Here is a 12067-nt window from a genome sequence, read left to right as displayed (position 1 = left end):
CCTTTTCCTCTCCAGCGTGGTCACTCCTAGAACAGAGCGAGACTGGCAACCACGCCAGCGTACCCGTGCGGGTCTTTCACACCCTGCCGACCTGATAGAGGAAGCCAAGCAAATGAATGACCATCCGCCAATGGCGATCTCCCGACGTCGTTTCCTGATTCTCGGGGCCGTGACCGCAACCGCGTTCGCGATGCCCCCTTTCATCAGCCGCAAGGCCTACGCGGCCAGCCTGGAGCAACCGGCCATGGCCAAAGTAACCATCGAAGTCAACGGCAAGCCACAGGCGCTGGAGGTTGATACTCGCACCACCCTGCTCGACGCCCTGCGCGAACACCTGCACCTGACCGGCAGCAAAAAGGGCTGCGACCACGGCCAGTGCGGCGCCTGCACGGTGATCGTCGATGGCCGGCGAATCAATTCGTGCCTGACCCTGGCGGTGATGCAGGACGGCGCCAAAGTCACCACCATCGAAGGCCTCGGCATGCCGGATCATCTGCATCCGATGCAGGCGGCGTTCATCAAGCATGACGGTTACCAGTGCGGCTACTGCACGCCGGGACAGATCTGTTCGGCGGTCGCCGTGCTCCAGGAAATCCGGGACGGCATCCCCAGCCACGCCAGCGCCAGCCTCACCGAAGCACCGCAACTGGTCGCCAGCGAATTGCAGGAACGCATGAGCGGCAACATCTGCCGCTGCGGCGCCTACTCGAACATCATCGAAGCCATCAGCGAAGTCGCGGAGGTGCCAGCATGAGAGCATTCAATTACAGCCGCGCCGACTCCCCTGCCGCAGCTGCTGCCCAAGCCGCGCAAATCGAAGGCGCACGTTTCATTGCCGGCGGCACCAATCTGCTGGACTTGATGAAACTCGACATCGAAACGCCCCAGCAGCTGATAGACGTCAATCACCTGGGCCTCGACCAGATCGAAGCTACCGACGACGGCGGCTTGCGCATCGGCGCGCTGGTGCGCAACACCGATCTGGCCGCCGACAACCGCGTCCGGAAAGATTACGCGCTGTTGTCCCGCGCCTTGCTCGCCGGTGCGTCGGGCCAGTTGCGCAACATGGCGACCACCGCCGGCAATCTGCTCCAGCGCACGCGCTGCCCGTATTTCTACGACACCAATCAGGCCTGCAATAAACGTAATCCCGGCAGTGGTTGCGCGGCGATTGGCGGGGTCAGTCGACAACTCGGCATCATCGGTGTCAGCGACGCCTGCATCGCGACCCATCCGAGTGACATGGCGATTGCGATGCGTGCGCTGGATGCTCAGGTCGAAACGATCAAGGCTGATGGCAGCACTCGACGCATCGCCATCGCGGACTTCCATCAATTGCCCGGCACCACGCCGAATGTCGAAACCAGTCTGACGCCCGGTGAACTGATCACCGCCGTCACCCTGCCCGCCCCGGTGGGCGGCACCCATGTCTATCACAAGGTGCGCGACCGCTCGTCATACGCCTTCGCCCTGGTGTCCGTCGGCCTGATCCTGCAGAAGGATGGAAGCGGCCGCATCGCCGTCGGCGGCATCGCGCCGAAACCCTGGCGAGTCGAAGCGGCGGAAGCGCTGCTGCCGCAAGGCGCGAAAGCAGTCAGTGCGCGCCTGCTCGACGGCGCCACGCCGACCCCGGACAACCAGTTCAAAGTGACTCTGGTCGAGCGCACGATTGCCTCGGTGCTGGCCCAAGCGAGGGACGAAGCATGAAATTCGACACACCCGCCACGACCAACCCGATTGATCAGTTGAACGTCATCGGTAAACCCACCGACCGCATCGAAGGCCCGTTGAAGACCAGCGGCCAGGCGCCTTACGCCTACGAGCAACATGAAGCCGTGAAGAATCAGGCCTATGGCGTGATGGTCGGTTCGGCCATCGCCAAGGGTCGCATCACCCGCATCGATCTGGAGGCTGCCCGCGCCGCGCCGGGAGTGCTGACCATCGTCACCGCCGCCAACGCCGGCAAGCTCGGCAAAGGCCAGTACAACGCCGCGCACCTGCTGGCCGGGCCGCAAGTGCAGCACTATCACCAGGCCGTGGCGCTGGTGGTCGCCGAAACCTTCGAACAGGCGCGGGCCGCCGCGCAGTTGGTCAACGTCGAATACGCGCAAGACAAAGGCCAGTTTGATCTGGCCAGCGTGCGCGATCAGGGCGTGGAGCCGAAAGACGATCTGCCGGACGTCAAGCACGGCGATTTCGCCAGCGCCTTCGCCGCCGCGCCGGTGCAGTTCGACCAGACCTACACCACGCCGGATCAGTCCCACGCGATGATGGAGCCCCACGCGACACTCGCCGCCTGGAAAGGCGATCACGTGACGCTCTGGACTTCCAACCAGATGATCGCCTGGAGCGTCGGCGACATCGCCACCACCCTCGGCCTGCCCAAGGAAAACGTGCGGTTGATCTCGCCGTACATTGGTGGCGGTTTCGGCGGCAAGCTGTTCATTCGTGCCGATGCGATCCTCGCCGCCCTCGGCGCACGACTGGCGAACCGGCCAGTGAAGGTCGCCCTCGCCCGTCCGCAGATCGCCAACAACACCACCCACCGACCCGCCACCATTCAACGGATTCGGATGGGAGCGACAGCGGACGGCAAACTCACCGCCATCGCCCATGAAGGCTGGTCGGGCAACCTCGCCGACGGCAAGGTCGAAGTCGCGGCGCAGCCGAGCCAGTTGCTCTATGCCGCCGAAAATCGTTTGGTGACCATGCGTCTTGCGCCGCTGGACCTGCCGGAAGGCAACGCCATGCGCGCACCGGGCGAAACGCCGGGGCTGATGGCGCTGGAGATCGCCATGGACGAGATGGCCGAACAGCTCAAACTCGATCCGATCCAGTTCCGCATCCTCAACGACACCCAGGTCGATCCGGTGAAAACCGAGCGGCCGTTCTCCCAGCGGCGTCTGATCGAATGCCTGCAAACCGGTGCCGAACGCTTCGGCTGGGATAAACGCAATGCAACGCCCGGCACCCGTCGCGAAGGTCGCTGGCTGATCGGCATGGGCGTCGCGGCAGCGATTCGCAACAACCTGCTGGTGAAGTCCGGCGCGCGAGTGAGGCTGGAGCGCGACGGCAAGATCACCGTGGAAACCGACATGACGGACATCGGCACCGGCAGCTACACGATCATTGCCCAGACTGCAGCGGAAATGATGGGGGTCAGCCTGGACGATGTGGTGGTGCGACTCGGCGATTCAAACTTCCCGGTGTCGGCAGGCTCCGGCGGCCAGTTCGGCGCCAACTGCTCGACCGCCGGGGTCTACGCAGCGTGCATGAAGCTGCGCGAAGCGGTCACCGCCAAACTGGGCATGAACGGAAGTGAAGCGCAGTTTGCCGATGGCCACGTGCGATTGGGCAGCAAGAACGTGCCGTTACGTGAGGCCGCGCAACAGGCCGCGATCGAAGTCGAGGACAGCATCGAATTCGCCGACCTCGCCAAGCAGTACCAGCAATCGACCTTCGGCGCGCACTTCGTCGAAGTCGCGGTGGATGCTGCCACCGGCGAAGTCCGCGTGCGCCGGATGCTCGCGGTCTGCGCCGCCGGGCGGATTCTCAATCCGAAATCAGCCCGCAGCCAAGTGATCGGCGCGATGACCATGGGCGTCGGCGCGGCATTGATGGAAGAACTTGCGGTGGACAAGCGCCAGGGCTTTTTCGTCAACCATGACCTGGCCGGCTACGAGGTGCCGGTGCATGCCGACATCCCGCATCAGGAGGTGATCTTCCTCGATGAAACCGACCCGATTTCATCGCCGATGAAAGCCAAGGGGGTCGGTGAACTCGGGATTTGCGGGGTCAGCGCGGCGGTGGCGAATGCGATCTACAACGCCACCGGTGCACGGGTGCGGGAGTATCCGATTACCTTGGACAAGATTCTTGATGCGTTGCCGCCGATGATCTGAAACCGGTAGCGCACCAGCATGGGGTGCTGGTGCGCTAATCACACCGGGAGATAGCTAACTCACCAACGCAATCAACTGCTGACGCTGCGCATCGGTCAGCATCAACCCGAACCCGGCGCCGGCGTTGTCGGCCATGTACAGCGGATTGCGGGTGCCGGGAATCACGCAGGTCACCGCCGGATGCGCCAATAGAAATTTCAGCGCCAGTTGCGGCCAGCTTCTGGCCCCGACTTGTGCCGCCCAGCCTGGCAGCGGTTTGCCCTTGAGCCGCGCGAGCAGATCGCCACCGCCGAACGGCCGGTTGCAGATCACTGCCACCCCGCGTTCGCGGCACAGTGGCAGGATGCGCTTCTCGACCCCGCGATCATCCAGGGCGTAGTTGATTTGCAGGAAATCCAGCGACTCGGCCTTGAGCACCGCTTCGACCTCGTCATAGGCCGAAGGCGTGTAGTGGGTGATGCCGATGTAGCGGATGCGGCCCTGCTCTTTCCAGTCGCGCAGGGTCGGCAGATGGGTTTGCCAGTCGAGCAGGTTGTGGATCTGCATCAGGTCGATGCGCTCGGTGCGCAGCAGGCTGAACGACTGCTCCATCTGCGCAATGCCCTCCTCGCGACCACGGGTCCAGACCTTGGTCGCCAGAAACGCCGGTGAGCGCGGTTCGTGGATCGACAGCAATTCACCGGTGGTTTCCTCGGCGCGGCCGTACATGGGCGAGCTGTCGATCACCGTGCCGCCCTTTTTGAACAGCTCGCCGAGCACCGCCGGCAATTGCTTGTAGACCGGATCGCCGGGCGCGACATCGAAACCGCGATAAGTGCCCAACCCCACCAGCGGCAGTGGCTCGGAGCTCGAAGGGATGGCGCGGGTCTGCATGGTCTGGGCTCCTGTGGCGTTCGGCGACGTAATGGCGGCCAGCGCCCGGTCAAAGGTGAAAACCGCTGACACCCCGGCGGCCAGTGTCAGCAACCGGCGGCGGGAATATCCCTCAGTGTGGTTCATACTGGCGCCCTTGCCCTGTGGATCTGTTGCACCTTGTGTTTTGACGCGGCCCGCAAAACCGTTGGACTACACTGCGACAGCCAACCTGCGCGCCCGGTTAAAGTTAGTCGAATGTCCAGAACCCTGTTGTCACTCGTCGCATCGATCGTCGCCGTGTACCTGATCCTGTGCGCGGCGCTGTTCGTGTTTCAGCGGGCGCTGATCTATTTTCCCCAGCCCGCCAGCCTCGATTCGCCGGAGTCAAGGTTGACGCTGGCCATGCCCGACGCCGAGATCCGCGTGACAGTGCGCGAGCGCGCCGGACCCAAAGCACTGATCTATTTCGGCGGCAATGCCGAAGATGTTTCGCGCAATCTGCCGGAGTTTTCCGAGGCATTTCCTGACTATTCGCTGTATCTGCTGCATTACCGGGGTTTTGGCGGCAGCGGTGGTTCGCCCTCCGAAGCGGCAATTGCCGAGGATGCGTTGGCGCTGTTCGATCAGGTGTATGCCAGTCACCCGCAGATTGCGCTGCTGGGGCGCAGCCTCGGTTCCGGAGTAGCGGTGCGGCTGGCCAGCCAGCGGCCGGTGGAGAGACTGATTCTGGTCACGCCCTACAATAGCCTCGAAGAAATCGCCGCCCGCCAATATCCGTGGGTGCCGGTGCAGTGGTTGCTCAAGGATCGTTTCCAGTCCGGCCAGTACGCGGCGCACATTCGCGTGCCGACGCTGCTGCTGGCGGCGAGTGATGACGAGGTGATTCCACGGGCCAGCACCGAGCGCTTGCTGCACAGTTTTCCCGACGGTGTGGCCACGCTCAAAGTGGTGGCGGACGCAACACACAATTCGATTTCCGAACGGCCGCAATATCTGCAATGGATGCAGGATGTGTTGAATCGCTGAGCACTTCGTCGGCAGCCGTAGAAACCCGGCGTCGCCTCGTGAACCAAGTGCAAAAAGGCCAGTCCTACCCGCGCCGCGTTCTGCGGTTCACTTTCCTTCAGTGCTGTCTTTGTTCAGAGCTTTGCGTCCCATGCGCCACGCCGTACGTTCGTCTCGCTTCGTTTCGCTGTGCCTGTTGATCCTTTCTCCCCTGTTTTCTCCCTCTGCCCACGCCGGCGCCGAGCGGCAACTGGTGGCCGCCATCAACGACTACCGCGCCCATCCGCAACGTTGTGACCGGCGCCCGGCCCAACGGCTGGCGCCGCTGACGCTGAAGTCGAATCTGGCGTTGCCGGTCGGCTATGGCTACGGCGGTGGATTGCGTGAGCGACTGAAAGATTCCGGATACGCCGCCGTGGCGGTGCGCAGCATCCGGATCGTCGGCGCACAGGACGCCGAAGAGGCGTTCGAAATGCTGCAAGACGATTACTGCGGCGCGTTGCTCGACGGTCAATATGCCGACATCGGCATCAGCCGTGCCCGCAGCGAATGGCAAGTGGTGCTGGCCCGGCCGGTGCTCGACAGTCGCGTCGGCGACAACCGCAGCGTCGGCAAGGCCCTGCTGGCGGAGGTCAACGCCGCCCGCGCCCGACCGCGCATGTGCGGCCGCCAGCGCTTCGCCGCTGCCCGGCCCTTGAGCTGGAACCCGGCACTCGGCGCCGCCGCCCAGGGCCACAGCAAGGCCATGGCCTACGGCAATTATTTCGCCCACCGCGACCCGGACGGCGACGGCCCGGCAGATCGCGCCCGTGCGGCCGGCTACCGTGGCCGACAGATCGGCGAAAACATCGCCGCCGGACAAAGCTCACCGGGCAAGGCCATGGCCGGCTGGCTGGCCAGCCCCGGACACTGCGCCAACCTGATGAACCCGATGTTCACCCAGGTCGGCGCCGGGTTTGCCAGTGAGGCGCGCAGTGATGAAGGGGTTTACTGGACGATGCTGTTCGGGGCGCCCTGATCCGGTTCCATCCGAAATCGTCGAGCAGCGCTGCAAGTCGCAACTCGACGGCTGATCGTCAGACCGGAGAAATCGTGGCAAGGACGCCGATCATGATGGTCAACACAAGAAAGCCGCCGAGGAAAATCGCCATCTTAGCCATGAAGGCCTCCTGAATACTGAATGTCCGGCGCACCGAGCGCTCCGGAATGAAGCGCGTCGCGTATGGCCGAACGGCAGGGCCATTTTGGGCCCGTGGCTGAGATGGTTACAGATGCAGATTCGATATGAAAAAGCGGATCAGATGGATCGGGCTGGCGCATGGGTCGATATTCAGATCGATACAGAGGGTTTCCATTACGCCGCTTTGATCTAGAGTCATGGGCGCCGCGCCAAGAACAACAAAAATACAGGAGTGAAACCATGTCCGAACTGAACCTGCACCCCAACGCCGCCGAATCCCTGAGCCGCTGGCACGAGATGGTCCGCACCGGCAACCTCGAGGCCCTGCCAGAGCTGCTCGATCCCAACGCGGTGTTTCGCTCACCGATGGCGCATACCCCCTACCCCGGTGCGCCGGTGGTCTCGATGATCCTCAATACCGTGTTCAATGTGTTCGAAGACTTCAAATACCACCGTGAACTGGCGACAGCCGATGGCCTTAATGTGGTGCTGGAGTTCAGCGCCAAAGTCGGCGCAAAAGAGCTCAAGGGCATCGACATGATCCGTTTCGATGAACAGGGCAAGATCGTCGAGTTCGAGGTGATGGTGCGGCCGTTGAGCGGTTTGCAGGCGTTGGGCGAAGAAATGGGCCGGCGGTTGGGGGCTTATCTGGCGGCCGCCAAGGCCTGAAATCCGCACACAAAAAAGCCCACTGACCGTCACCGGTTCAGTGGGCTTCGTGTGTCAGGCGTCTGGTTACAGAGCCATGTCACGTGCAGCGCTTTCTTTCGGAGCCGGGGCTTTTTCAGCCGAGGCGTCCGCCGCTGGAGCTGCAACCTGGCCAATCACCGGAGGGGTTGGCAGTTGCAGGATCTTGGCGGTGTAGGCCCACTCTTCAGCCACTTTGGCTGGATCGTTGTTCAGCTGGGTGCCGTAGCTTGGAACGATCTGGTGCAGCTTGGCTTGCCACTCAGGGCTGGCGACTTTGTCTTTGAAGACTTTCTGCAGCACGCTCAGCATGATCGGTGCAGCGGTCGACGCGCCTGGGGATGCGCCCAGCAGACCGGCGATGGAGCCGTCCTTGGAAGCAACGATTTCGGTGCCCAGTTTCAGCACGCCGCCAGCGGCTTCATCACGCTTGATGATTTGCACGCGCTGGCCGGCTTGCCACAGGCGCCAGTCTTCGGCTTTGGCGTTCGGGAAGTATTCCTTCAGCGCGTTCAGACGGTCTTCATCCGACAGCATCAGTTGACCGGCCAGGTACTCGACCAGCGGGTATTCCTTGATGCCGACCCGGGTCATAGGCCAGATGTTGTGGGTGGTGGTGCTGGTCAGCAGGTCCAGGTACGAACCTTCCTTCAGGAACTTGGTGCTGAAAGTCGCGAACGGGCCAAACAGGATGACGCGCTTGCCGTCCAGGACACGGGTGTCCAGGTGCGGAACGGACATCGGAGGCGCGCCAACCGAAGCTTTACCGTAGGCCTTGGCCAGGTGCTGTTCGGCGATGGCCGGGTTATCGGTCACCAGGAACGAGCCGCCTACCGGGAAGCCAGCGTATTCCTTGGCTTCTTCAATACCGGACTTCTGCAGCAGGTGCAGGGCACCGCCGCCGGCGCCGATGAACACGAACTTGGCATCGGTTTCAGTCTTGGTGCCGTCTTTCAGGTTCTTGTAGCTGACGCGCCAGGTGCCATCGGCATTCTTGGTGATGTCCTGCACTTCGCTCGACAGCTTCAAGCTGAAGTTGGGCTTGGTCTGCAGGTAACCGGCGAACTGGCGGGTGATTTCGCCGAAGTTCATGTCGGTACCCAGCGGGCTCCAGGTGGCCGCGATTTTCTGGTTCGGGTCACGCCCTTCCATCATCAGCGGAACCCACTTCTTGATCACAGCCGGGTCTTCGGAGTACTGCATGCCGGCGAACAGCGGGCTCGCTTGCAGGGCTTCGTAGCGTTTTTTCAGGAACTTGATGTTGTCATCGCCCCACACGAAGCTCATGTGCGGAGTGGTGTTGATGAACGAACGAGGGTCCTTCAGGACGCCTTGACGAACCTGCCAGGCCCAGAACTGACGGGAGACCTGGAACGCTTCGTTGATCTCGACGGCTTTCGGGATGGTGACATTACCCTTGTCGTCTTCCGGGGTGTAGTTCAACTCGGCGAGCGCCGAGTGACCGGTACCGGCGTTGTTCCAGCCGTTGGAGCTTTCCAGGGCGACGCCGTCGAGGCGCTCGACCATTTCCATCGACCAGGTCGGTTCCAGCTCATTGATCCACACACCCAGGGTGGTGCTCATGATGCCGCCGCCGATCAGCAGAACGTCGACTTTCTTTGCTTCTTCGGCATTGGCGGAAGACATCCCCATCGCCAAAGCCAGCCCCAGCAAGGCTGTGTTCACTTTTTTAAACATCTGTTGCACCTATGATAAAACGCCTTCCGCCCGCCGCTGTTGTACGTATGAGGTCCCCTTTTTCGCGACACTCAGGCCAGCGTCGCAGGTTCCGGCACACTTCAATTTTGACGGGTGGGCACACAAGGCCGACAGGCTGCGTCGACCTCAGTTATATGTCCCTTCTGAACTGACTTCTTATCATTATTGGCTTCAGCTACTTGAGCGACAGGGGTTCTGTCTGGCCCGCCGAAAAGCGCGCCAGACTGAATGGGGTCAAAACAAGTGGCGCGAAGAATATCACGTCATGGCAAACCCGCGCGTCTGTTCGCGACCGGATAGTTTTCCATTGGTTCCTCAAGCGCTTTCAAACCCCGTCCTGTTCCTGATAAGTTGTACGACGACTGACAAATGATCCAGTCGTTCCGAAACCTACAACAACAAGGAATTTTCATGAACAAAAGCAAAGTGCTGCTCGGTCTTTTCTGTGTTTTCAGCGGCTACGTCGCCGCCGCCCCGGCGGAACAGGACGTCGCCCAGGCCGTCGACCATCTGACCCAGGCGATGCTGCACAAGGACATCGCCGAGCTGAACGCCCTGACCGCCGACAACCTCACCTACGGCCACTCCAGCGGCAAGATCCAGGACAAGAAAGCCTTCATTGCCGATATCGAAACCGGCAAGAGCGCGTTCAAGACCCTGGAGATGCAAAACCAGACCATCACCCTGTCCGGGGACACTGCGCTGGTGCGCCATCACTTTTCGGCGCAGGCACTGAAAGGCACCGAGGTCGTGCCGACGGAAATCGAGAATTTCCAGATCTGGCAGAAGCAGTCCGGCAAATGGCTGCTGGTGGGGCGTCAGGCGTACAAGTTCTGAAGCATGAGCTCTGCCGCTGACAAGGCGGCAGAGCCTGCTCTCACAACCTGAACCGATCCACCGACTGCGCCAGCCGCCCCGCCAGACTCGACAGCTCGTCTGTGGTATTGGCCGTCTGGCCGATGACCTTGCTGTTGCCCTCCGACATGCCCGCGATCATCTCTACCTGATGGGCGATCTCGTTGCTCGCCTGACTCTGTTCGCCAATGGTGCGGGTAATGTCGTTGACCAGTTGCGTGGTGCTAAGGGTGGCCTCGAGGATTTCGCGGATCGCGCGTTCGACGTCGGCGGTGACCGCCATGCCCTTGTCGACCTGGGCGACACCGGCCTCCATGCTGCTGACCGCCTCGCGGGTGCTGTTCTGGATGCGCGCGACCATCGCGGCGATTTCCTGGGTCGAGGCGCTGGTGCGCGCAGCCAGGTTGCGCACCTCATCGGCCACCACCGCAAAGCCTCTGCCCTGCTCGCCCGCCCGGGCGGCCTCGATGGCTGCGTTGAGTGCCAGCAGATTGGTCTGGTCGGCGATGCTTTTGATCACCTGAATGATATTGAAGATGCCTTCGGATTCCTGATCCAGGGTGCGGATCACCTGTGCCGATTGCTGGGCGGAACGGGCGATGTCGTCCATATCGCTGACCACTTGATGGATCACCTGCCCGCCGTTTTTCGCCAGTGATTCGGCCTGGCTGGCCATGTTCAAAGCACGCTCGGCGTGACGGGTGATTTCCTCGATGCTGGCGGTCATCTGGCTCGCGGCAGCTGCCATGGTGCCGGCGGCGGTGCTTTGTTGCTGGCTGCTGTCGGCCACCTGATGGCAGCCGTGGCTCAGTTGTTCGCTCATGCCGCTGACGCCGTGGGCGTTGCTTCGCACCACACCGATCATGTCCCGCAGATCGCGCTGCATGGTTGCGAGCGTGCGGATCAGCGCACTGGCTTCGTCCTTGCCGGACGGTTCGGCGATCGGTTCGCTGAGGTTGCCGTGGGCGATGCTTTCGGCGATGCGACTGGCGGACTTCAGCGGCCCCATGATGCTCAGGATCACCCAGCGGCCCTGAACCAACAGCAGCAACAGGCTGGCAATGAGGACAATGCCGAGGGCGATATTGGCATTGTGGATCGCCGCCTCGGTTCCTTCGCTGGTCTGCCGGGTATTGGTTTCGATCAGCTCGCTGAGAGCGGCCATCTGTTCTTCGAGCTGGCTGAACGCGGTATTGAAGGTCCCCAGTTGCTGCTGGGCGCTGTCCGGGTTTTCCAGTGCAAGACCGACGATCTGCTCGCCGGCGCTGATGTAGGTGTCGAGGCTTGGCTTGATCTGCTCGAGCGCGGACTTGATCGTGGGATTGACCGGCAGCTTGAGGTTTTCACCCAGCACCTCGCGAAAATGCGCCGCATGCTCTTCGACGGAGCTGCGCACCTCGTCCGCCGAACTGGTGCTTTTGCCCAGCCCCACCAGCATCGCCGAATACACGTCCGCGCGCAGGGCGTCGTGCATCATGTCGGCTTCCATGTGATTGCGCAGCGCGCTCATGCTGACCGCGTTGTCACTGACCGCCGAAGCCATCCGCTGATTGCCGACGTAACTGACCAGACTCACGATCAACGCCGTCAGCAGGCTAGTCGCAATCAGCAACACCAAACGCAGTTTGATCGACACCGTGATTTCCTCCCAGGCTGCGCCACGCGGCGCCTTTCAACGCTTCAGTTAAGCCTATTTACGTGAATCCGCCGCTTTAGAGCGTCGCAGGGTATGTCGTTACATTCGGTAAAAACGCGGACTGTGCGATGGTTCTCGTTCTACGGCCACTACCGCCCGGCATGGCGCATGGAACTCCCGGGCTGTCCGGCACCTCTCACATTATGTGGTAATTCCTTTTCGCTTTAC

Annotated in this window: 10 protein-coding genes and 1 pseudogene; 7 read left to right on the top strand and 4 right to left on the bottom strand. The window is 62.0% G+C overall.

Annotated features, from left to right (window positions below; translation table 11 throughout):
* Positions 1-130 precede the first annotated feature (130 nt).
* Genes paoA through paoC form a run of 3 tightly spaced genes read left to right on the top strand, consistent with a single transcriptional unit; the run spans position 131 to position 3902 of the window.
* Positions 131-754: an aldehyde dehydrogenase iron-sulfur subunit PaoA gene (paoA, locus tag CAF77_RS26590; RefSeq protein WP_064384127.1), complete on the top strand. Its 624-nt coding sequence runs from the start codon at positions 131-133 to the stop codon at positions 752-754.
* Positions 751-1707 carry a xanthine dehydrogenase family protein subunit M gene (locus CAF77_RS26585; protein ID WP_064382342.1) on the top strand — a complete coding sequence of 319 codons (957 nt, stop codon included), beginning with the start codon at positions 751-753 and terminating at the stop codon, positions 1705-1707. Before paoA ends, CAF77_RS26585 begins: the two co-directional genes overlap by 4 nt.
* A complete protein-coding gene (gene paoC / locus CAF77_RS26580) occupies positions 1704-3902 on the top strand; it encodes an aldehyde oxidoreductase molybdenum-binding subunit PaoC (protein WP_064382343.1) in 2199 nt (732 codons plus the stop codon). The genes CAF77_RS26585 and paoC overlap by 4 nt, the downstream gene beginning before the upstream one ends.
* A 54-nt stretch (positions 3903-3956) precedes the next feature.
* Here the strand turns inward: paoC and CAF77_RS26575 are convergent, their stop codons facing one another.
* Complete coding sequence (locus CAF77_RS26575) at positions 3957-4901, bottom strand: aldo/keto reductase (protein ID WP_084777020.1); 945 nt, start codon at positions 4899-4901, stop codon at positions 3957-3959.
* Positions 4902-5012: 111 nt separating this feature from the next.
* Here CAF77_RS26575 and CAF77_RS26570 point away from each other — a divergent pair, with 111 nt between their 5' ends.
* From CAF77_RS26570 to CAF77_RS26555, 3 genes are all read left to right on the top strand, one after another.
* Positions 5013-5783, top strand: coding sequence for an alpha/beta hydrolase (locus CAF77_RS26570; protein WP_064382345.1), 771 nt, complete (start codon positions 5013-5015; stop codon positions 5781-5783).
* A 130-nt stretch (positions 5784-5913) separates the two neighbouring features.
* The gene (locus CAF77_RS26565) at positions 5914-6780 is read left to right on the top strand and encodes a CAP domain-containing protein (protein WP_064382346.1); all 867 of its coding nucleotides are present in this window, start codon (positions 5914-5916) and stop codon (positions 6778-6780) included.
* 402 nt (positions 6781-7182) lie between these two features.
* Positions 7183-7611: a nuclear transport factor 2 family protein gene (locus CAF77_RS26555; protein ID WP_064382347.1), complete on the top strand. Its 429-nt coding sequence runs from the start codon at positions 7183-7185 to the stop codon at positions 7609-7611.
* A 66-nt stretch (positions 7612-7677) separates the two neighbouring features.
* Here CAF77_RS26555 and mqo read toward each other — a convergent pair whose 3' ends face one another.
* A complete protein-coding gene (gene mqo / locus CAF77_RS26550; RefSeq protein WP_064382348.1) occupies positions 7678-9327 on the bottom strand; it encodes a malate dehydrogenase (quinone) in 1650 nt (549 codons plus the stop codon).
* A gap of 432 nt (positions 9328-9759) precedes the next feature.
* On the opposite strand from mqo, the gene CAF77_RS26545 reads away from it, so the two are divergent.
* On the top strand, positions 9760-10185 hold the full coding sequence (locus CAF77_RS26545; RefSeq protein WP_064382349.1) for a nuclear transport factor 2 family protein: 426 nt from the start codon (positions 9760-9762) through the stop codon (positions 10183-10185).
* Positions 10186-10225: 40 nt separating this feature from the next.
* Here the strand turns inward: CAF77_RS26545 and CAF77_RS29825 are convergent, their stop codons facing one another.
* Complete coding sequence (locus CAF77_RS29825) at positions 10226-10951, bottom strand: methyl-accepting chemotaxis protein (protein WP_371915554.1); 726 nt, start codon at positions 10949-10951, stop codon at positions 10226-10228.
* A 129-nt stretch (positions 10952-11080) separates the two neighbouring features.
* Positions 11081-11839: pseudogene (locus CAF77_RS29820) on the bottom strand (MCP four helix bundle domain-containing protein); the annotation flags it as partial.
* Between the last annotated feature and the right edge of the window lie 228 nt (positions 11840-12067).

Origin of the sequence: Pseudomonas sp. R15(2017), assembly GCF_002112685.1 — a bacterium.
In the GTDB taxonomy this organism is placed as follows: domain Bacteria; phylum Pseudomonadota; class Gammaproteobacteria; order Pseudomonadales; family Pseudomonadaceae; genus Aquipseudomonas; species Aquipseudomonas glycinae.
This window is presented reverse-complemented; position numbering and strand designations above follow the sequence as displayed.

Coding starts and splice junctions, on each gene's coding strand:
- paoA (WP_064384127.1), top strand. CDS start 131: ATGGCGATCTCCCGACGTCGTTTCCTGATTCTCGGGGCCGTGACCGCA.
- CAF77_RS26585 (WP_064382342.1), top strand. CDS start 751: ATGAGAGCATTCAATTACAGCCGCGCCGACTCCCCTGCCGCAGCTGCT.
- paoC (WP_064382343.1), top strand. CDS start 1,704: ATGAAATTCGACACACCCGCCACGACCAACCCGATTGATCAGTTGAAC.
- CAF77_RS26575 (WP_084777020.1), bottom strand. CDS start 4,901: ATGAACCACACTGAGGGATATTCCCGCCGCCGGTTGCTGACACTGGCC.
- CAF77_RS26570 (WP_064382345.1), top strand. CDS start 5,013: ATGTCCAGAACCCTGTTGTCACTCGTCGCATCGATCGTCGCCGTGTAC.
- CAF77_RS26565 (WP_064382346.1), top strand. CDS start 5,914: ATGCGCCACGCCGTACGTTCGTCTCGCTTCGTTTCGCTGTGCCTGTTG.
- CAF77_RS26555 (WP_064382347.1), top strand. CDS start 7,183: ATGTCCGAACTGAACCTGCACCCCAACGCCGCCGAATCCCTGAGCCGC.
- mqo (WP_064382348.1), bottom strand. CDS start 9,327: ATGTTTAAAAAAGTGAACACAGCCTTGCTGGGGCTGGCTTTGGCGATG.
- CAF77_RS26545 (WP_064382349.1), top strand. CDS start 9,760: ATGAACAAAAGCAAAGTGCTGCTCGGTCTTTTCTGTGTTTTCAGCGGC.
- CAF77_RS29825 (WP_371915554.1), bottom strand. CDS start 10,951: ATGGCAGCTGCCGCGAGCCAGATGACCGCCAGCATCGAGGAAATCACC.